This window comes from Pseudomonas lini (assembly GCF_030812475.1).
GTDB lineage: Bacteria > Pseudomonadota > Gammaproteobacteria > Pseudomonadales > Pseudomonadaceae > Aquipseudomonas > Aquipseudomonas lini_A.
Window position 1 is genome coordinate 290,468 of sequence record NZ_JAUSSR010000010.1, and the last position, 21,109, is coordinate 311,576.

Annotated in this window: 16 protein-coding genes and 1 pseudogene; 3 read left to right on the top strand and 14 right to left on the bottom strand. The window is 61.0% G+C overall.

Annotated elements, in window-relative coordinates; genetic code table 11:
- Window positions 1-42: 42 nt before the first annotated feature.
- The 13 genes and pseudogenes from J2W17_RS20675 to dksA form a co-directional block, all read right to left on the bottom strand.
- Window positions 43-1,059, bottom strand: coding sequence for a class I SAM-dependent rRNA methyltransferase (locus tag J2W17_RS20675; RefSeq protein ID WP_307338443.1), 1,017 nt, complete (start codon window positions 1,057-1,059; stop codon window positions 43-45).
- A gap of 171 nt (window positions 1,060-1,230) precedes the next feature.
- A pseudogene (locus J2W17_RS20680) lies at window positions 1,231-2,096 on the bottom strand (oxygenase MpaB family protein).
- Window positions 2,097-2,255: 159 nt separating this feature from the next.
- Window positions 2,256-4,193, bottom strand: coding sequence for an acetate--CoA ligase (gene acs / locus J2W17_RS20685; protein ID WP_307338446.1), 1,938 nt, complete (start codon window positions 4,191-4,193; stop codon window positions 2,256-2,258).
- 239 nt (window positions 4,194-4,432) lie between these two features.
- Window positions 4,433-6,097, bottom strand: coding sequence for a glucose-6-phosphate isomerase (gene pgi / locus J2W17_RS20690; RefSeq protein ID WP_307338448.1), 1,665 nt, complete (start codon window positions 6,095-6,097; stop codon window positions 4,433-4,435).
- A 512-nt stretch (window positions 6,098-6,609) separates the two neighbouring features.
- Window positions 6,610-7,470, bottom strand: a complete 861-nt coding sequence (panC, locus tag J2W17_RS20695) for a pantoate--beta-alanine ligase (RefSeq protein ID WP_307338450.1) — start codon at window positions 7,468-7,470, stop codon at window positions 6,610-6,612.
- Window positions 7,467-8,267 carry a 3-methyl-2-oxobutanoate hydroxymethyltransferase gene (gene panB, locus J2W17_RS20700; protein ID WP_307338452.1) on the bottom strand — a complete coding sequence of 267 codons (801 nt, stop codon included), beginning with the start codon at window positions 8,265-8,267 and terminating at the stop codon, window positions 7,467-7,469. The genes panC and panB overlap by 4 nt, the downstream gene beginning before the upstream one ends.
- Before the next feature lie 367 nt (window positions 8,268-8,634).
- Window positions 8,635-9,120: a 2-amino-4-hydroxy-6-hydroxymethyldihydropteridine diphosphokinase gene (gene folK / locus J2W17_RS20705; protein WP_307338455.1), complete on the bottom strand. Its 486-nt coding sequence runs from the start codon at window positions 9,118-9,120 to the stop codon at window positions 8,635-8,637.
- Window positions 9,121-9,123: 3 nt separating this feature from the next.
- Window positions 9,124-10,524, bottom strand: a complete 1,401-nt coding sequence (locus tag J2W17_RS20710; RefSeq protein ID WP_307338458.1) for a polynucleotide adenylyltransferase PcnB — start codon at window positions 10,522-10,524, stop codon at window positions 9,124-9,126.
- 805 nt (window positions 10,525-11,329) lie between these two features.
- A complete protein-coding gene (locus tag J2W17_RS20715) occupies window positions 11,330-12,766 on the bottom strand; it encodes a sigma-54-dependent transcriptional regulator (RefSeq protein WP_307338460.1) in 1,437 nt (478 codons plus the stop codon).
- A gap of 22 nt (window positions 12,767-12,788) precedes the next feature.
- A complete protein-coding gene (locus J2W17_RS20720) occupies window positions 12,789-15,743 on the bottom strand; it encodes a sensor histidine kinase (protein ID WP_307338463.1) in 2,955 nt (984 codons plus the stop codon).
- Window positions 15,727-15,903 (bottom strand): hypothetical protein, encoded by a 177-nt coding sequence (locus J2W17_RS20725; RefSeq protein WP_003176118.1) that lies wholly within the window; start codon window positions 15,901-15,903, stop codon window positions 15,727-15,729. Before J2W17_RS20725 ends, J2W17_RS20720 begins: the two co-directional genes overlap by 17 nt.
- A gap of 77 nt (window positions 15,904-15,980) precedes the next feature.
- Window positions 15,981-16,868, bottom strand: a complete 888-nt coding sequence (gluQRS, locus tag J2W17_RS20730; protein WP_373460005.1) for a tRNA glutamyl-Q(34) synthetase GluQRS — start codon at window positions 16,866-16,868, stop codon at window positions 15,981-15,983.
- A 201-nt stretch (window positions 16,869-17,069) separates the two neighbouring features.
- Window positions 17,070-17,510, bottom strand: coding sequence for an RNA polymerase-binding protein DksA (gene dksA, locus J2W17_RS20735; protein WP_007902025.1), 441 nt, complete (start codon window positions 17,508-17,510; stop codon window positions 17,070-17,072).
- Between the two features lie 332 nt (window positions 17,511-17,842).
- Here dksA and J2W17_RS20740 point away from each other — a divergent pair, with 332 nt between their 5' ends.
- A complete protein-coding gene (locus J2W17_RS20740; RefSeq protein WP_307338467.1) occupies window positions 17,843-19,015 on the top strand; it encodes a pyridoxal phosphate-dependent aminotransferase in 1,173 nt (390 codons plus the stop codon).
- Window positions 19,015-19,728 (top strand): DNA/RNA nuclease SfsA, encoded by a 714-nt coding sequence (sfsA, locus tag J2W17_RS20745; RefSeq protein ID WP_307338469.1) that lies wholly within the window; start codon window positions 19,015-19,017, stop codon window positions 19,726-19,728. The genes J2W17_RS20740 and sfsA overlap by 1 nt, the downstream gene beginning before the upstream one ends.
- On the opposite strand, the gene J2W17_RS20750 is transcribed toward sfsA, so the two are convergent.
- Window positions 19,725-20,042 (bottom strand): Rieske (2Fe-2S) protein, encoded by a 318-nt coding sequence (locus J2W17_RS20750; protein ID WP_307338471.1) that lies wholly within the window; start codon window positions 20,040-20,042, stop codon window positions 19,725-19,727. The two genes, sfsA and J2W17_RS20750, sit on opposite strands and share 4 nt — an antisense overlap.
- A gap of 166 nt (window positions 20,043-20,208) precedes the next feature.
- Between J2W17_RS20750 and J2W17_RS20755 the strand changes: the two genes are divergently transcribed.
- The gene (locus tag J2W17_RS20755) at window positions 20,209-21,081 is read left to right on the top strand and encodes a heme/hemin ABC transporter substrate-binding protein (RefSeq protein ID WP_307338473.1); all 873 of its coding nucleotides are present in this window, start codon (window positions 20,209-20,211) and stop codon (window positions 21,079-21,081) included.
- The last annotated feature ends 28 nt before the right edge of the window (window positions 21,082-21,109 follow it).

Genomic DNA, 21,109 nt, shown 5'->3' on the forward strand with positions numbered 1-21,109 from the left:
GTCACTGCGCTTTGAGGATTTGTTTTACGTTATTGCTGGATCTCAGAGCTGCAGGATCAGCGTTTTCAGCGGCGGCTGTTGATCCATGGACGGGAAATCTCCGCCCGGCTTCATCACTGTCCACTCACGCACCGGACGCCCGGCTTTCTCTGCACAGCGCAAAACCTGTTCGCGCCAGTCGTCCATGCCGACTTTTGCCAGGTTGTTGCAGCAGATCAGCACACCATCGTCGGCGGTGGCCAGCAACGCCGGTTTCAGCAGGCTCTGGTAGTCGCGCAACAGGTCGACCGTGCCGAAAGCGCTCTTGGCCCAGGCCGGCGGGTCCAGGAGCACCAGATCGTACTGGCGCGGTTCCAGACGTGGATAGCTCGGCAGTTTGTGCCCGCGGCGCTGGCTGACGGGCAGGCCGGCCAACTGGCGGATAGCAGGGAAATAATCGGACTGGATGAACTGCATGCCTGGCAGCTGCGGATTGAGCAGGCCGTTCTCGCGACCGACCGCCAGGTTGCCTTCGGCGAAGTCCAGGTTGCACACCTCACGGGCGCCACCGGCCGCGGCGCTCAAGCCGACGCCGCAGGTATAGGCGAACAGGTTCAGCACCGTTTTGTCCTGGCTGTGCGCCTTGACCCAGCCGCGGGTGTTGCGCAGGTCGAGGAACAGCAGTGGGTCCTGGCCTGCATGGCGCCCGCGAACCCTGTAGTTCAGGCCCCATTCATGGCCGATCAGGTCTTGCAGTGCGGCTTCATCGGCGCGATAGATCCTGTCTTCGCGGTCGATGCGCGAGTTCCCCCCGGAGCGGTCGTTGTACACCAGCAGGGTGTCGAGGCCGAGGTGTTGATTGACGGTGTCGTGCAGTTGCAGCAGGGCGTCGCGCTCCAGGGACTGGTGAAAACTTTGCACCAGCAGTTGCGGGCCGTAGCGGTCGATTGTCAGGCCGCCGGCACCTTCCTGGCTGCCATGGAACAGCCGATAGCAATCGGTGCCTTGCTGGTGCAGCTCGGCGAGGAGGTCCTGGCGACGATCGAGGGCGGCGCGCAGCGCCTGATTCAAGGAAGACATGCTGTGCGCCTTGCAGGGGGAATTTGGCGCGGGAGTTTACCAGCTATAGGGGGAGAAAAATCTGTAGGAGCGAGCTTGCTCCGGGCGGCGTTCCGACGATCGACGTCAACGATAACGCGTGTTGTCTGGATAAGCGCGGCGCGCTCGAGTCCATCGCGAGCAAGCTCGCTCCTACAACCCCATCCGTCGCCTGGCCCGTTGCACCGACCCATTGCGCACCGCCCAGCGCAACATCGGCGCACTGCGATTGACACTGGCGCGGATCAGCTTGCGTTGCAGCGGGCCCTGGTTCACGCCCAGCATGTCGCTGGCCCAGTCCGGCAGCAGGTCAATCCCGGCCTGCATCATCAGTCCGCCGAAAGGCTTGGCCAGGCGGCTGGGGGCAGGGGCGTTCAACAGCAGGCGCAATACTTCCCGACTGCGCTCGTCGCACAGCAGCTGTGGGCGCATATTCTCCAAGTAATCGGCAATGTCCTGTCTTGACCGGGGTACATCACGCGCACCCAGACGCTCTGCGACCAAGGCGATTTCGGCGTAATAGCGATCCTGATCGGCCAAGGACAGCTTGGGATTGCGGTAACGCAGGTGCGCGGCGAGGAAATTGCTGACCTCGGCCACGTGGACCCAAGTCAGCAGTCCGGGGTCGCTGGCAGCATAAGGCCGGCCATCAGGGGCGGTGCCGGTCACCTGCAGATGGATGGTGCGCACTTTCTCGATCAGCCAGTCGGCATCTTTTCGCGAGCCGAACGTGGTGCCGGAAATGAACTGCCCGGTGCGCCGCAAGCGGCCGAGCATGTCCTGGCGAAAATTCGAATGGTCCCAGACGCCGGCCAGGGCCAGTGGGTGCAGGGCTTGCAGCATCAAGGCACTGATGCCGCCGATCAGCATGCTGCTGAAATCGCCATGCACTTGCCAGCTCACCGAATCGGGTCCGAACAGGCCGGGATCGCCCTTGGGTTTTCCAGGTCGAGCTTGCCCAGGGACAGACCGGTCAGGCTCATGATCTGGGTTTCGATGCGGCTGCGGATGAATTCCATGGCGACTCGGTGGTGAAAAAAAGGGGGGCATGACCTTGGCTCGATGCCCCCCCCCTGTAGGAGCAAGCTCGCTCCTACAGGGGGGGGCGCGCGGTATGGCCTCGCACACGGCGATTAGGCGTGGGAGTGATCCCATGGGGCGGAGGGGCCGCGCACACCTTACTGGTTCAGGCGTTTATCGACCAGCTCCTGGACCACACTGGGATCAGCCAGGGTCGAAGTGTCGCCCAACGTATCCAGCTCGTTGCAGGCAATCTTGCGCAGAATCCGCCGCATGATCTTGCCTGAACGGGTTTTCGGCAAGGCCGGGGCCCACTGGATCAAGTCCGGCTTGGCGAAACTGCCGATTTCCTCGCCGACATGCGCCAGCAGTGCTTTCTTCAGTTCGTCGTTGGCCTCGGTGCCGTCCATGGGGGTGACGAAGGCATAGATGCCCTGGCCCTTGACGTCGTGGGGATAACCGACCACCGCCGCTTCGGCGATGCTGTCGTGCAATACCAGGGCGCTTTCCACTTCGGCGGTGCCGATGCGGTGCCCGGATACATTGATCACGTCATCGATACGCCCGGTGATCCAGTAGTCGCCGTCTTCATCGCGCCGCGCGCCATCGCCGGTGAAGTAATAACCGGGGTAAGGCTTGAAGTAAGTGTCGACCATCCGTTGCGGGTCCCCGTAGACACTGCGAATCTGCGCCGGCCAGCTGGACTTGATCGCCAGCACGCCGCTGCCGGCGCCCTTGATCTCCTTGCCCACTTCATCCAGCAGCACGGGCTGCACGCCGAACATCGGTTGCGTGGCGCAGCCGGGTTTGATGCGCTGGGCGCTGACCAGGGGGCTGAGCATGATGCCGCCGGTTTCGGTCTGCCACCAGGTGTCGACGATCGGGCAACGCTGCTCGCCGACGGCATTGAAATACCATTCCCAGGCTTCCGGGTTGATCGGCTCTCCGACACTGCCGAGTAGTCTTAGGCTCGCGCGGGACGTTTGCTTCAAGGGCTCGAGGCCTTCGCGCATCAGCGAGCGCAGGGCGGTCGGTGCGGTGTAGAAGATGTTCACGTGGTGCTTGTCGATGACCTGCCAGAAGCGCGAGCTGCTTGGATAACTGGGCACGCCTTCGAAGATCAGCGTGGTGGCGCCGTTGGCCAGCGGACCGTAGACGATGTAGCTGTGGCCGGTGACCCAGCCGACGTCGGCGGTGCACCAGAACACCTCGTCGTCGCGGTAGTCGAGCACGTACTTGAAGGTCATCGCCGCCTGCAGCAGATAGCCACCCGTGGTGTGCAGCACGCCTTTGGGTTTACCTGTACTGCCGGAGGTGTAGAGGATGAACAGCGGGTCTTCGGCGTCCATCGGCTCAGGCGGGCAATCGTCGCTGACGTCGCGCAGTGCCTGGTGATACCAGAGATCGCGACCTTCGACCCAGTCGACCTCGCCCTGGGTGCGCTCGACCACAATGACCGTGCTGACGTTCGGGCAGCTCTGCAGCGCCTTGTCGACCTTCTGCTTGAGCGGCAGCACTTTGCCGCCGCGCACGCCTTCATCGGCGGTGATCACGGTGCGGCAGTCGGCGTCGAGAATCCGGTCGCGCACGGAGTCCGGGGAAAAACCGCCAAACACCACCGAATGCACGGCACCGATCCGCGTGCAGGCGAGCATGGCATAGGCCGCTTCGGGAATCATCGGCATGTAGATGCACACTCGATCGCCTTTCTTCACGCCACGGCTTTTGAGCACGTTGGCCAGGCGACAGACGTGGTGGTGCAGTTGTTTGTAGGTGATCTGTGTGGATTCCGCGGGCTCGTCACCTTCCCAGATGATGGCGACCTGATCGCCACGCTTTTCCAGGTGGCGGTCGATGCAGTTGTAACTGACGTTCAGCTTCCCGCCGGAGAACCAGCTCGCCTCACCGGTTTTCAGGTTATAGCGCTGGACGGTATCCCATGGGGTACTCCAGTCGAGAAATCGTGTGGCTTGTTCAGCCCAGAAGGTGCTGGGGTGTTCGATGGATTGACGGTAGAGGCGCTGGTAGTCGTCTTGACTCAGGTTTGCAGCCCGGCGGACGGCATCGGCTTGGGGGAACGTGCTGATATCGAACATGACGGTTCCTTATTCTTGTTTTGCGACAAGAGGGGAGCTACACGACCCTCGTAGGAGCTGGCTTGCCAGCGAAAGCGGGGTGTCAGTCAACACAAATGTCGAATGACACACCGCTTTCGCTGGCAAGCCAGCTCCTACAAGGTTAGCTTGCCGGCGAAGGTGGTGTGTCATTCAACACATGTGTCGAGTGATATACCGCTTTCGCTGGCAAGCCAGCTCCTACAAGGAATGGCGTCAAATCAGCCGCGGTGACGCCCGCGGAAATAGTCGATCAGGCCTTGGGTGGAAGCATCGTCAGCCGGGGTTTCTTCGCTGCCGACCAGGCGGTTGTACACGCCTTTGCCCAGCTCCTTGCCCAGCTCCACGCCCCACTGGTCGAAGGCATTGATGCCCCAGACCACGCTTTGCACGAAGACTTTGTGTTCGTACATCGCCACCAGCGCGCCGAGTCGACGCGGGCTGATCCGCTCGACCACCAGGGTGTTGCTCGGACGGTTGCCGGGAATCACCTTGTGCGGTGCTATTTTCTGCACGTCTTCTTCGCTCATGCCCTTGTCGCGCAATTCGGCCTCCGCCTCGGTGCGGTTCTTGCCGAGCATCAATGCCTGGCTTTGCGACAGGCAGTTGGCGTACAGCCACTGGTGGTGGTCGGACACCGGATTGAAGCTGACGATCGGCACGATGAAGTCGGCCGGGATCAGTTGGGTGCCCTGGTGCAGCAACTGGTGATAGGCGTGCTGACCGTTGCAACCCACGCCACCCCAGATCACCGGACCGGTGTCGGTGGACACGGGCGTGCCGTCCTGACGCACGCTCTTGCCGTTGGATTCCATGTCCAGCTGTTGCAGGTGCTTGGTGATGTTGCGCAGGTAGTGGTCGTACGGCAGGATCGCATGGCTCTGCGCGCCCCAGAAGTTGCCGTACCAGACGCCGAGCAACGCCAGCAGCACCGGCATGTTCTGTTCGAATGGCGCGCTCTGGAAGTGCTGGTCCATGGTGTAGGCACCGGACAGCAGCTCCTTGAAGTTCGACATGCCGATGGCCAGGGCAATCGGCAGGCCGATGGCCGACCACAGCGAGTAACGCCCGCCTACCCAGTCCCACATCGGGAAGATGTTTTCTTCACGGATACCGAACGCCACGGCCGCCGCGTTGTTGCTGGAGACGGCGATGAAGTGACGATACAGCTCGGCTTCGGAGCCCCCTTGAGCCAGGTACCAGGCACGCGCGGCCTGGGCATTCTTCAGGGTTTCGAGGGTGTTGAAGGATTTCGACGAGACGATGAACAGCGTGGTTTCGGCACGCAACTTCGTGGTCAGTTCGTGAAACTCGGTGCCGTCGATGTTCGCCAGGTAATGGCAGCGCACGCCTTTCTGCGCGTAGGACAGCAGCGCTTCGGAGACCAGCTCCGGGCCGAGAAAGGAGCCACCGATGCCGATGTTCACCACGTCAGTGATCGGCTTCTCGGTGTAACCGCGCCACAGGCCATCGTGAATACGGCCCACGAGGTCGGTGATCTGGTTCAGTACCTTGTGCACTTCCGGCATCACGTTGACGCCGTTGACCGACAGCTTGTCGCCCACCGGGCGGCGCAGGGCGGTGTGCAAGGCCGGACGACCTTCCGAGGAGTTGACGATTTCGCCATCGAACAGCGCTTTGATCGCGCCCTGGAGGTCGACTTCGTTAGCCAGGCCCACCAGCAGGTCGCGGGTCTCGGCGTTGATCAGGTTCTTCGAGTAGTCGAGAAACAGACCACAGCTGCTGAGGGTGAATTGAGTAAAACGCTGCGGATCGGCATTAAAGGCTTCGCGCATGCTGAAATCCTGCATGGCTTGGCGGTGATCTTTCAACGCTTGCCAGGCGGGCAGAGCGGTCACATCGTGAGGAGTGCGGTAGTACGCCATCGCTGCGGGTTTCCTTTTTACTTGAACGGCCTTTTGAACACTAAAAATCACGGAACGCTGTGGGTGGGCGGTCCGGTCAACTGCGTCGACACGATTTCATGGCGCAGGGCGAATACAGTAACTCCCCGCGAGGGGATCTGTCTTGACTTTGTCTGACCCGTTTCCGGTACTTTTTTGACAGCGAACGGAGGAATAGTCCGACAGACGGAGCGGAGGCAGGACTTAGTTCGATCAATCGGACCGGGCCGGCAAACTGATCGAAGGTATCGAAGGCAGGAATACGGTTTTGAAACTGCCGCAGACCTTTGTAGGAGCTGGCTTGCCAGCGAAAGCGATGTGTCAGTTTATACATGTGTCGACTGACACACTGCCTTCGCTGGCAAGCCAGCTCCTACAAGGAGCGCGCGGTGTGTCAGTTTATACATGTGTCGACTGACACACTGCCTTCGCTGGCAAGCCAGCTCCTACAGGGGGGCGGTGTTGGCGGAGCCCCCCACAGGTAATGGCGGTGCTCAGGCGGTCGCGTCGAGGTTCAGGTGCAGGTTGTCGATCAACCGCGTCGTCCCGAGGAACGCCGCCACCAGAATCACCAGGTCCCGATCCTGCGCAGTCGCCGGACGCAGGGTCTGCCCATGGCGAATTTCCAGGTAGTCGGGGCGCAGGCCAGCCGCTTCAAGCTGCTGGATCTGCGCCGAGATCAATGCAGGGAAATCGCGGTCGCCTTGTTTGATGGCTTCGGCAATCGACGACAGCGTGCGATACACAATCGGCGCCACGGCCCGCTGCTCTTCGCTGAGGAAGCCATTGCGCGATGACAGCGCCAGCCCGTCAGCCGCACGCACGGTCGGTTCGCCAATGATCTGGATCGGCATGTTCAGGTCATGGACCAGGGATTTGATCACTGCCAGTTGCTGGAAGTCTTTCTGACCGAAGATCGCCAGGTCCGGCTGGACCATGTTGAACAATTTGCTGACGACCGTCGCCACCCCTTCGAAATGCCCGGGACGGCTGGCGCCGCACAAGCCTTCGGACAGTTGCGGAACACTGACCCGGGTCTGGCCGGCGGTGCCCTCTGGGTACATTTCTTCGACAGATGGCGCGAACAGCAAATGGCAACCGGCCTGGAGCAATTTTTCCTGGTCGGCGGCGAGGGTGCGCGGGTATTTGTCGAGGTCTTCGCCAGCGCCGAATTGCAGCGGATTGACAAAAATGCTCGCAACGACGAAATCCACCCGTTGGGTGGCCTTGGTAATCAGCGCGACATGGCCGCTGTGCAGGTTGCCCATGGTCGGCACGAAGCCGATGCGCTTGCCTTCGCCGCGGGCACGGGCCACGGCGGCTCGCAGTTCGCGTACGGTTTTGACGGTGTTCATGCAGAGAATCCGTGTTCGATAGCTGGGAAAGAGGCCGCTTTGACTTCAGTGACGTAAGCGCTCAAGGCCGCGTGAATGCTGGTTTGGCCAGTCATGAAGTTCTTCACGAACTTTGGCACGCGCCCGGTGATGGACAGGCCCAGCATGTCGTGCAGAACCAGCACCTGGCCATCGGTGCCGCTGCCGGCGCCGATGCCGATCACCGGGATCTTCACCGCCTGGGTGATTTCTTCGGCCAGTTCACTCGGCACGCATTCGAGCAGCAGCATTGCCGCGCCGGCCTGTTCGAGGGAGATTGCATCGGCGCGCATCTGCCGCGCCTGATTTTCGTTGCGCCCCTGGACTTTGTAACCGCCAAGGATGTTCACCGACTGCGGCGTCAACCCCATGTGCGCGCATACCGGAATGCCGCGCTCGGCCAGCAGGCGGATAGAGTCCGCGAGCCACAAGGCACCTTCGACCTTGACCATGTGCGCCCCGGCCTGCATCAACAGCGCGCTGTTGGTCATGGTCTGGTCGGTGGTGGCGTAGGCCATGAAGGGCAGGTCGGCAAGAATCAACGCGTCGGCGTTGCCGCGTTTGACGGCTGCCACGTGATAAGCCATCTCGGCTGTGGTGACCGGCAGGGTGCTGTCGTGGCCCTGCAAAACCATGCCGAGGGAGTCGCCCACCAGCAGCACTTCGACACCCGCTTCATTGCAAGCGTGAGCGAAAGTGGCGTCATAGCAGGTCAGCATGGTGATTTTTTCACCTTTTTGCTTGAGACCTTGCAGCGTGGTCAGGGTGATGGCTGGCATGAAAAGTTCCTCATTCAGGCGCTGTGGAAACTACTGCGAGTAACGCGCGTGATTCTTCGTTAAATACAGGCGCACGGTCTGTTGTCGTGCTTTGAAAGCCTGGATTGCGCCCTTTAACGCCGTATTGGCGGCAGCGGGACGCCTATAGTCGTGAGGAGAACTCGGGAAGTCAATTGGGTGTGTTACCGGGTTGTTACTTGTGGGGTGTTACCGGGGGGACTGATGCGTTTCAGCAAGCGCAGGTCTTATATTCGACACAAGCCCCCTGTGGGAGCGAGCCTGCTCGCGAATGCGGTGTGTCAGCCAACATGTGTGCTGAATGACACACCGCATTCGCGAGCAGGCTCGCTCCCACAGGGGATTTTTGTCAATTCGGGGGGAGGCGTTCCAGGCCGACGAACGGGCAGGCGGCAAGCAATCCCGTGAGGCTGCGGCCATCGGCCAGGCGCAAGTCCGCTGGCGCCAGTTCGGCCAGGGGATACAGGACGAAAGCCCGTTCCTGCAAATGGTAATGAGGCACCTTGAGCCGAGGTTCGTCGATCAGCCGATCACCGAACAGCACAATATCGAGATCCAGCGTTCGCGGCCCCCAACGCTCGAGACGCTCGCGGCCCTGACCGTTCTCGATCGCCTGCAGCGCATCCAGCAGCTCCAGCGGTGGCAGTGTGCTGTCGAGGGCGGCGACGGCGTTGGTATAGCGCGGTTGCCCGGGCAGCAGCGAATCGCTTTGGTAAAACGCGGAAACCCCGACCAGTTCGCTCTGCGCCAACTGCGCCAGCGCATCGATCGCGCTGCGCAATTGTTCGGCGGGGTCGGCCAGGTTGCTGCCCATGCCGATGTAGATGCGTTCCATGGCTTATTCGCCCGTGGCGCTCGGTGCGCCGGCTGCGCGTTTGCGCTTGGCGCCACCGCTGCGGCGACGTTTGCGTGGCGCACCGGTGCCGTCATCCTTGCCACTGAGGTCGCGGATCATGTCCCGACGTTCGCTGTCGTTTGCGTCCTGATAATCGGTCCACCATTCGCCCAGGCCGTCGGTCTGCTCGCCGGCACTTTCGCGCAGTAGCAGGAAGTCATAACCGGCGCGGAAGCGTGGATTGTCCAGCAACAGGTCGGCCCGTTTGCCACTGCGGCGTGGCAGGCGCTCCTGCATGTCCCAGATCTCGCGGATCGGCATGGTGAAGCGTTTCGGAATCGCGATCCGCTGGCACTGTTCGGCAATCAGCTCGTGGGCCGCTTCCTGCATGGCCGGGATAGGCGGCATGCCACGCTCCTGCAAACGCAGGACCCGAGCCGGCAGGGCCGGCCAGAGCAGGGCAGCGAAGAGGAACGCCGGGGTGACCGGTTTGTTCTGCTTGATCCGCAGGTCAGTGTTGATCAAGGCATCACTGATCAGCGTGTGGGTGTACGTGGGGTTGTATTCCAGCGCTTCGGCGCTGGCCGGGAACAGTGGATCGAACAACTGCAGGTCGACCAGCATTTCGAAGGTGTCCGCGGCATGCCCGGAGAGGAACAGCTTGAGCACTTCCTCGAACAGACGGGCAGACGGGATTTCGCGCAGCATCGGTGCCAGTTCGCGAATGGGTGCGGCGCTGTGTTTTTCGATGCCGAAATTCAACTTCGCGGCAAAACGAACGGCCCGTAACATCCGCACCGGGTCTTCCTGGTAGCGTTGCTTCGGATCGCCGATCAGGCGGATCAAATGATTGCGAATGTCGTGAACGCCATTGGCGTAATCGAGAATGCGTTCGCTGACCGGATCGTAATACAGGGCGTTGATGGTGAAGTCGCGGCGCTGCGCGTCCTCTTCCAGCGTGCCGTAGACGTTATCGCGCAGGATGCGTCCGCTCTCGTTGCGAGAAGACTGGTTGCTGTCTTCTTCTTCATCGTTTTGCGGATGATTGGCACGGAAGGTCGCGACTTCGATGATTTCGCGACCAAAGTGGATGTGTACCAGTTTGAACCGACGCCCGATGATCCGCGCGTTGCGGAATTCGGCCCGGACCTGTTCCGGTGTGGCACTGGTGGCGACGTCGAAGTCTTTCGGCGTGATGCCCAGTAGCATGTCGCGCACACAACCACCGACCAGGTAAGCCTGGTAACCGGCGTTCTGCAGGCGTTCGACGATATTCACCGCATAACGGCTGAACTGCGCCTTTTGCAGCGAATGTTGGCCGCTGTTGAGCACTTCAGGCGTGCTGCGAATGTGTTGCGTATGACGCTTGGGAGAACGGAATGACTGGAACAGCTTCTTCAGCATGGGATGCACTGTTTGAAGGAATGTTCGGCCAAAACGAAGAATGACCGCATGATGGGCGGGGATTCTAGCATTTAGTCGGGGGATGGTGTAGGACACTGTAGGAGCAGCCGGTCGACGCTCGATTGCTCGCGAAGGTCGTGAACGATAACGCGTTAAATCAGATGTCCAGCGGCGCCCTTAAGGTTTTCGCGAGCAAGCTCGCTCCTACGGGGAGCGGGGATGGGGGGCGAATCGCGGAAACTACAAGGGGAGCCTAAGCTCCCCAAGAAAGTAGTTGCATGCTCTATTTTTATTTTTGATTCGGGCTTCTTGTTTTTGTTGAGTGCCCTCGCCATGAAGATTTTCCTTCATGACCCTCCCAATCGGGAGCCAAGAGCAAACGGATTGCTTTGGTCGCTGTGTTGCAGTGATCTTGCGATCCAACCAGTTCAGGCACTGCCTAGGGACAGTTTTTATTATTCTCGGCCTGGTCGTGGGGCATGCCCCAAATACAACGCCTCTCCAAAAGAATCAGTTAGCTGCGCCTCTCGCCGTCTTGTTTTTATTTTGCGTGAGTCGATTCGTCTTATTTTTATTGTCTTGTGCATTGCTTGTTATTGTTCTTGTACCAAACATATAGCAGGGTGCGTGCCAACTTTTGTGACCCCCAGCAAAACAAGGGGTTACGTGGTGCGGGGAGGTTTTTCGAGGTCCAAAAAAACCGGGGCTTCGTTACCGTAAGCCCCGGTTTCTGTTACGTGAGAAAGCTGAGGTAACAGTTTCTTCACGATTCTCGAGTGTTACCCGCACATCAGACAGCTGTGGTTCAGGTCTCGCTGGTCACCCCTGTCTTGCGCCGCGGAATGCCCAGGCGCTGGCGGCGTTCCCACAGGCATTTGCGACTGACTCCGAGCTTGCGGGCCAGCTCGGTCTCGGTCATGTGGTCCTGATGTTCGAGAACGAAGTGCTGGAAGTAATCTTCCAGCGACAGGTCTTCGGTCGGCTCGTGGCTGTTGTTTCCGGCGCCGTTACCCTGTTGTGGCGGCAGGCCGATGAAGTCGTCTTCTTCCAGATCGCTCAGCTCGATGTCGATACCCAGCAGCTCGGCGGAAATTTCCGGGCTCTCGCACAGGATGACCGCGCGCTCGACGGCATTTTCCAGCTCGCGAACGTTACCCGGCCAGGAGTAGTGACGAATTGCCTGCTCGGCGTCCGCGGCGAACCTCAGGTCGGTGCGATTGACGCGCGCGCTCTGCCGCACCAGGAAGGCATTGGCAATTTCGTTGACGTCCGCACCGCGTTCGCGCAGGGCCGGGAGTTTCAACGCGATCACGTGGAGGCGGTAGTACAAGTCTTCCCGGAACTGGCCGATCTTCGCCAGGCTCTTCAGGTCCCGGTGAGTCGCGGCGATCAGGCGGACATCGACCTTCTGCGACTGCACCGAGCCAACCCGGCGAATTTCGCCTTCCTGCAGTACGCGCAGCAGGCGGGCCTGGGCTTCCAGTGGCAGTTCACCGATTTCGTCAAGGAACAGGGTGCCACCATCGGCCGCTTCTACCAGGCCGGCACGCCCGGCGCTGGCACCGGTGAAGGCGCCTTTTTCGTGGCCGAACAGCTCGGACTCGATCAGGCTTTCCGGAATGGCCGCGCAGTTCACCGAAATCATCGGTGCCTTGGCGCGCCTGGACAGATTGTGCAGGGCGCGCGCCACCAGTTCTTTACCTGTACCGGATTCGCCCTGGATCAGGACATTGGAGTCCGTCGGTGCGACTTTGCGGATCTTGCTGTACAGGTCCTGCATCGGCGGGCACGAGCCGATGATGCCGATTTCACCGTTGCTGTTGTCGATACCCGGTTTTGCCGCGCCATTGGTGGCTTTGCCGGCGACAGGTTCACTGCTGGTTTGCGCCGATTGCCGGTCACGCAGGATGCGCGCAACGGCCTGGAGCATTTCGTCGTGATCGAAAGGCTTGGCGATGTAATCCACCGCGCCCATCTTCATCGAGTCGACGGCCGAACGCAGGCTGGCGTAGCTGGTCATGATCAGCACCGGCGTGCCTTGGCCAAGCTTGATCAGCTCGGTGCCCGGTGCGCCCGGCAGGCGCAGGTCGCTGACGATCAGATCGAACGTGGGAATGGTGAAGCGTTCTTGTGCTTCCTGCACTGAACCGGCTTCGCTGACCTGGTACTGGTTGCGTTCCAGCAGGCGGCGCAAGGCGGAGCGGATAATTGTTTCGTCTTCGACGATCAAAATGTGCGGCATTGATTCGATACTCTCGACGGTCTCAGTTCACAGCGGACGTCGCTTCGACATGACGCGGCAATGTCACCCGGATACGGGTGCCGCGCTGGCTTTGTACATCAGCCGGGCTGTCGATGGTGATTTGTCCATAATGCTCTTCAACGATGGAATAGACCAGTGCAAGGCCCAGACCGGTGCCTTCGCCAGGATCCTTGGTGGTGAAGAAAGGTTCGAACAGTCGGTCCATGATGCTCGAGGGAATACCGCTGCCTTCGTCTTCGACGATCAAATCGACCGTGTGTTCGCCGGCTTCGCTCTTGACCCGCACGGCGCTGCCGGGAGGGGAGGCGTCACGGGCGTTCGAGAGCAGGTTGATCAGTACTTGCGCCAGGCGCTGAGGGTCGCCTTCGACCCAGTGGTCGGGGTCGCACAGGTTGTAGAACTGCACTTCGAAATTGCGTCGGTTCAGGGCCAGCAGGCCGATGGCATCCTGGGCCACCTCGGCCAGACAGACGGGCTCGTCGCTGTGCTGATGACTGCCGGCGTGGGCGAAGCTCATCAGGGACTGAACGATACGTGACACGCGTTTGGTCTGTTCGAGGATCTGCCCGCTGATTTCCTTCAGTTCGCTGTCTTCTTCGCGCTCTTCGCGCAGGTTCTGCGCCAGACAGGCGATGCCGGTGATCGGGTTGCCGATTTCATGGGCCACGCCGGCGGCCAGGCGGCCGATGCTGGCCAGTCGCTCGGAGTGCACCAGTTTGTCTTCGAGCATCTGGGTCTCGGTCAGGTCTTCCACCAGCAACACCAGGCCACTGTTACCCGGCGCCAGGGGTTCGTCGATCGCCGCTTTGTGCAGATTCAGCCAGCGGGTCTGGCCATCGAGGGCCAGGTGCTGCTTGTGCAAGTGCTCGTCGGGCAGATCGATGAAGCCTTGCAGCAGCGCTTTCCAGGGGTCGGCGATGGTGCTCAGGCGCGAGCCGACCACACGTTGGGCGGCAATCCCGGTCAATTCCTCCATGGCTTTGTTCCACATGAGGATTTCCTGATCCTTGGCCAGGGAACAGACGCCCATGGGCAATTCCTGCAAGGTCTGGCGATGATAGCGGCGCAGCGCATCGAGTTCGGCGGCAAGGCCGGTGAGGCGCGAATGGTAATCCTCGAGCCGGCTTTCGATGAAGTGGATGTCTTCCGTGACGTAGTTTTCGCCGCCGGCCTTATAGGGCAGGAAGGTTTCGACCATGTCCTGGGCCACGCTCGGCCCCATCAGGCCGGACAGGTTGGCTTCGATGCGGTCACGCAAACGGCGCAGGGCATAAGGCCGGCGCTCGTCGAATGGCAGATAAAGGTCGCGCAAGGCCTGCTCGACTTCTTTCTGTGCAGCCTTGGCGCCCAAGGGTTTGGCCAGCTGCGTGGCGAACTCCTGGGGCGAGGCGGCGTGCAGTTCCCGGCGTTGCGGTCGACGCACGTTGTCCACGGCGCACGCTTCGGCGGCGCTGGCCTCTTCGGCGCTGGCATTGGTGAACAGCGAAATCAGGGTGAACATCAGCACGTTGGCCGCCAGCGAGGCGATGGCCGCCATATGCCAACTGGTGTCGTCCAGCACGTAGATCATGTTCAGCAGCGGAATATAGAAACCCTGCAGATTGCCGACCAGTGGCAGCAGCATGGTGACCAGCCATACCAGTATCCCGGCAAGCAGGCCGGCGATGAAGCCGCGGCGGTTGGCGGTCGGCCAGTACAGGACCGACAGCACGCCCGGAAGGAATTGCAGGGTGGCGACGAAGGCGACGATGCCCAGGTTGGCCAGGTCCTGTTCGGCGCCCAGCATCAGGTAGAAACCGTAGCCGGCCATGATGATCGCGACGATCAGCGCCCGACGGGTCCACTTCAGCCAGCGGTAGATATTGCCTTCGGCCGGCGGCTGGTAGAGCGGCAGCACCAGATGGTTCAGCGCCATCCCGGACAGCGCCAGGGTGGTGACGATGATCAGCCCGCTGGCCGCCGACAAGCCACCGATGTACGCCAGCAGCGCCAGGGCTTTGCTGTTGGCGGCGATACCGATGCCCAGGGTGAAGTATTCCGGGTTGGTGGTGGCGCCGAGTTTCAAGCCGGCCCAGAGAATCAACGGCACGGCCAGGCTCATCAGCAGCAGGAAAAGCGGCAGGCCCCAGCTGGCGCTCACCAGGGAGCGCGGGTTGAGGTTTTCGGTAAAGGTCATGTGATACATGTGCGGCATCACGATCGCCGAAGCGAAGAACACCAGTAGCAGCGTACGCCATGGCCCTTCCTGTAGCGGCGTATGCAGGGCGGCGAGGGCGGTCTGGTTTTGCAGCAGCCAAAGTTCAAGCTGTTGCGGGCCGTCGAACACGCCATACAGCGCATACAGGCCGACACCGCCAATGGCGATCAGCTTGATCACCGATTCGAAGGCAATCGCGAATACCAGACCTTCATGCTTCTCGCGGGTGGCGATATGGCGCGAACCGAAGAAAATCGTGAACAGGGTAATCAGCGCGCAGAAGCTCAAGGCCACGCGATGCTGGACCGGTTCGCGGGTGAGGATGCCGATGGAGTCGGCCACCGCCTGGATCTGCAAGGCCAGCAACGGCAGCACGCCGATCAGCATGAAGATGGTCGTCAGCGCCCCGGCCCAGGTGCTGCGGAAGCGGAACGCAAATAAATCGGCCAAGGAAGACAGCTGATAGGTGCGGGTGATCTTCAGGATTGGATACAGCAACACCGGCGCCAGCAAAAACGCCCCGGAGACCCCGAGGTAACTGGACAGGAAACCATAGCCGTACTGGTAGGCCAGGCCCACCGTGCCGTAAAACGCCCAGGCACTGGCGTAGACGCCCAGCGATAGGGTGTAGGTCAGCGGATGGCGAATGATCGCCCGGGGGATCATGCCCCGTTCGCTGACCCAGGCGACGCCGAACAGCACCGCCAGGTAGGCGGCGCTGATCAGGATCATCTGGGTCAGGCTAAAGCTCATCGGCATCTTTTTGGCTCTGCAGGATGAAGGTCACGACGATCAGGATCAGCCAGAGCAGATAGGGTCGATACCAGGCGCCAGTAGCGTCGATCCACCAATCCATGATGGCCGGGGAGAACAGGTAAATCCCCACTACCAGGAGCAGGACCAAGCGATAGATGTACATCCCGGCCTCTCTTCTTTATGCGCGTGCCCGAAAACGTGCGGCGATGGTAACGGATGGGCGCGCCACTGCAAGCGTGATCACTGTAGTTGCGCTTCGGGCAGGTTGAGTGTGCGCGGGATCTTCAGGGCATCCCAGTGGATGATGCCCCAATCCAGCACTTCCCGTGGTGTGGCGTAAGCCAGTTCGGCGCCCGGGTTTTGTCCGAGCGCGCGCAACGCACGCAGCAGCAGGGGCGTCGCCTGATCTTCGGTCAACGGCGGCGAACGATAGGACTTGCCGAGCTTGTTGCCATCGGGTTGGGTAATCAGCGGGATATGCAGGTAGCGCGGTTGTGGCAGGCAAAGCAGTTCTTGCAGATAGAGCTGGCGCGGGGTGGAGTCCAGCAGGTCGGCGCCCCGGACAATATCGGTGATGCCTTGCCAGGCATCGTCCAGTACCACCGCCAGTTGATAGGCGTAGAGCCCGTCGCGGCGGCGGATCACGAAATCGCCGACTTCCCGGCCCAGGTGCTGGCGGAATTCGCCCTGGACCCGGTCGATGAAGTGATATTCCAGCTCGGGAACACGCAGGCGAATTGCGGCATCTTCGGTGCCGTGACCGGCGTTGCGGCACAGGCCTGGATAGATCCCGTGGTAGCGCTCCAGTTGCTTGCGCGAACAGGTGCAGGCGTAGGCCAGGCCATGATTGAACAGGCGATTGAGCACTTCGGCGTAGGCAGCGTGCCGATCGCTCTGTCGGACCATCTCGCCGTCCCACTCGAAACCGTAGCTTTCCAGTGCCTTGAGGATGGCCGCCTGGGCGCCGGGTTCTTCCCGAGGTGGATCGAGATCTTCCATGCGCATCAGCCAGCGACCACCCACCGAGCGCGCGTCGAGGTACGAAGCCAGCGCGGCGACCAGCGAGCCGAAATGCAGATGGCCGCTGGGCGTGGGGGCGAAGCGTCCGATGTAGGTGGGGGCGATCATAAGGGCGATGCTACTTTTTCAGGCTTGCACCAGGCCCCTGTGGGAGCGAGCCTGCTCGCGAAAGCGGTGTGTCAGTCAACATTGATATTGAAGCTGAGTTCCCCTTCGCGAGCAGGCTCGCTCCCACAGGTGCGCTGTCGGGGGCGAATTGCGGAAACAAAAACGGAGCGTTCGCACGCTCCGTTTTTCATCAAGTCGAGATTACTTGCCGACTTGCTTTTCCTTGATTTCCGCCAGGGTCTTGCAATCGACACACATGTCGGCAGTAGGACGGGCTTCCAGTCGCTTGACGCCGATTTCGACGCCACAGGACTCGCACCAGCCATACTCTTCGTCTTCGATCAATTGCAGGGTCTTGTCGATTTTCTTGATCAGCTTGCGCTCGCGATCACGGGCGCGCAATTCGAGGCTGAATTCTTCTTCCTGGCTGGCACGGTCTGCCGGATCCGGAAAGTTGGCCGCTTCGTCTTTCATGTGATCAACCGTACGGTCGACTTCCTGCATCAAGTCCTGTTTCCACTTGTTCAGGATCTTGGTGAAGTGAGCGCGCATGGGCTTGCCCATGTATTCCTCGCCCTTCACTTCTTTGTAGGGTTCGAAACCGCTGATCGACTGATTTTGCTGCTTTGCTTGGGTGGGCATGAAATGGACCGCCTCTACTCTTGTAATCCATTGCGCAGGATTGCTCCATCACCGACACCTGCCGGCCCTGCGGCTGCAAGCGGGCGAACTTACCAGATCAAATCGGGCCGCGCTACTCCCGGATGTCGAGGTAGTGGCCCTCAGTGCTTGCAAATGTATGCCAAGCCTTGACTGGTGGTGCTGGAGGCCTGATCAAATATTGATTTTAGCCAAACCTGGGACACACGCTTGAGTCGTTTGAGACCAGAGTCATATGGCTCTGACCGCTTTAGGTTCTCGCTCGTTCCTGCGCTTGGGTAGAATCGGTTTTTTTCCCTGTTGAAGGAAGGCCAATGGCTCAGTCCTACAGTGCCCGCAGTCGCGCGATCGAACCTTTCCACGTCATGGCGCTGCTGGCGCGGGCCAATGAATTGCAAGCCGCCGGCCACGACGTGATCCACCTGGAAATCGGCGAGCCGGACTTCACCACCGCCGAGCCGATCATCCAGGCCGGCCAGGCGGCACTGACGGCGGGCAAGACCCGTTACACCGCTGCGCGCGGTATCCCGGAGTTGCGCGAGGCCATTTCGGGCTTCTATCAGCAGCGTTACGGGTTGAATATCGATCCGCAACGCATCCTGATCACGCCCGGCGGCTCTGGCGCGCTGTTGCTGGCCAGCGCCTTGCTGGTGGATCCGGGCAAGCACTGGCTGCTGGCGGACCCGGGATACCCGTGCAACCGGCATTTCCTGCGGCTGGTAGAAGGCGCGGCGCAGCTGGTTCCTGTCGGCCCGGACGTGCGATATCAGCTGACGCCGGACCTGGTGACCCGTCATTGGGATCACGACAGCGTCGGCGCGCTGGTGGCTTCACCGGCCAACCCGACCGGGACCATCCTGACGCGTGACGAGTTGGCGGGCCTGTCTACCGCCATCAAGGTGCGCCACGGTCATCTGGTGGTGGACGAGATCTACCACGGCCTGACCTATGGCACCGACGCGGCCAGCGTGCTGGAAGTGGATGACGACGCCTTTGTCCTGAATAGTTTTTCAAAGTATTTCGGCATGACCGGCTGGCGACTCGGCTGGCTGGTCGCACCCGAAGCCGCGGTCGGTGAGCTGGAGAAACTGGCCCAGAACCTCTACATCAGCGCCCCGAGCATGGCCCAGCACGCCGCACTGGCCTGCTTCGAACCGGCCACCATCAGCATCCTGGAAGAGCGTCGCGCCGAATTTGGCCGGCGCCGGGATTTCCTGCTGCCGGCCTTGCGGGAGCTGGGCTTCGGCATCGCCGTGGAGCCCGAAGGGGCTTTTTACTTGTACGCCGATATCAGCAAGTTCGGCGGTGATGCCTTCGCGTTCTGCCGGCATTTCCTCGAAACCGAGCATGTGGCGATCACCCCGGGACTGGACTTCGGCCGATATCAGGCCGGGCATCACGTGCGGTTTGCCTACACCCAGAGTCTGGTGCGCTTGCAGGAAGCGGTCGAGCGGATTGCTCGCGGTTTGCGGAGCTGGCAAGGCTGATGCGATTTTATCCTCCACTCGAAGAAGGTCGCCTGATCCGTCGTTACAAGCGTTTCCTCGCGGATATCGAGACCGTTGGCGGCGAGTTCCTGACCATTCACTGCCCGAACACCGGTTCCATGCTCAATTGCCAGGTCGAAGGCGGGCAGGTCTGGTTCAGTCGTTCCAATGATCCGAAACGCAAACTACCCGGCACCTGGGAGGTCGGCGAAACCCCGCAGGGGCGACTGTTTTGCGTGAACACTGGCCGTGCCAACGGCTTGATCGAGGAGGCATTGCGGGCCGGCGTCATCACCGAGCTGAACGGCTTTACCGGGCTGAAGCGTGAAGTGGCCTATGGCCAGGAAAGCAGTCGCATCGATTTCCGCCTCGACTACCCAAGTGGGCCGGCCTATGTGGAAGTCAAAAGTGTGACCCTGGGTTACGACGGCTCGTTGGTAGCAGCGTTTCCTGATGCGGTGACGCAGCGCGGGGCGAAGCATTTGCGGGAGCTGGCCCATCTGGCGCGGGACGGGATTCGCGCGGTGCAGTTGTACTGCGTGAACCTCACCGGAATCGATGCGGTGCGTCCTGCCGAAGAAATCGATTCAGCCTACGCCGCCGCACTGCGTGAGGCAGTGGCCTGTGGGGTCGAGGTACTGGCCTACGGCGTTCGGTTGACCCACGAAGAGATGGTGGTTGATCGACGGCTGGAGGTGTTGCTCAACGGTTAAACACCGACCCAGAGCCCTTGCTCGTCCTCGTGGCAGTCGACGCTGACCAGGGATTGCCCGGCGCACGGGCCGGCGACGCATTCGCCGTCTTCAATCAGGAACAGTGCGCCGTGGGTGGCGCACTGGATCAGGCTGTTGCTGGGGTCGAGAAACTGGTTGGGGGTCCATTCCAGTCCGACGCCACGGTGCGGACAGCGATTGATATAGACGTAAGCCCGACCGCCCCGGCGCACGGCAAAGAGTTTCTGGCCATCGATGTCGAAACCGCGGCTGCTGTCATCGGCCAGCTCGACGCCGGTACAAAGAAACTTCATGTCTATCCTCAAGTGCCGCGTCTTATAACCGGATATGTCCGAGCTTGACGTTCAAATGCAAACAATTATCAAATGGCCGCTTCACCCATTGGGCATGCTGCTGCCGGATGCCGAGGATACTTGGCCCGTCATCTCGATGCCGGGAAAACTTTCAAGGAAGCTGTCTATGCGCCTGAGTACCCACGTTGCTGCGCTCTGTGTCGGACTTCTCGCCAGTTGTTACGCCGCAGCGGCCGAATTGCCACAACGCTGGGTCAGTGCCGGAGGCGCGCTGTCGGAGTGGGTCAGTGCGCTGGGCGGCGAGTCGAAACTGGTGGGTGTCGATACCACGAGCCAGCACCCGCAATCCCTGAAGGCCCTGCCCAGCATCGGTTATCAGCGGCAATTGTCGGCGGAAGGTATTTTAAGTTTGCGCCCGCAAATTCTGATCGGCACCGAAGAAATGGGGCCGCCGCCGGTGCTTTCGCAGGTCCGCAGTGCCGGCGTGCAGGTCGAACTGTTCTCCGCCCAACCGGATCTGCCGACTTTGCAGGCTAATCTGCAGCGCTTGGGCAAGTTGCTTGGCGCGCAAGACCGGGCGGCGCAATTGCTTCTAGCGTATCAGCAGCAACTCGAGCAGCAAAAGGTCCGGGTCACCCGGGCGCAGTTGAAGGAAAAGTCGCCGGGCGTCCTCATGCTGCTCGGCCATGCCGGTGGCAAGCCGCTGATCGCCGGCAAGGACACCGCCGCCGACTGGTTGCTGCAAAGGGCCGGTGGGCACAATCTGGCAACACATTCCGGTTACAAACCCTTTTCTGTCGAATCGCTGGTCAGCCTGGATCCTGACGTGCTGGTGTTTGCCGATCGTGCGCTCACTGGCGACGCCGCGCGGGCAGCGCTGTTCAAGGAAAATCCGATCCTGTCCTCGACCCGCGCGGCCAAGGACGAGCGAGTCATCGAGCTCGATCCCACCTTGCTGGTGGGTGGCCTCGGGCCGCGGTTGCCCGATGCGTTGAAATCACTGTCTGACGGCTTCTTCCCCGGTTCTGCCGGTCAATGACGGTCCTGGTTAAACCGCGTGCTTTGTT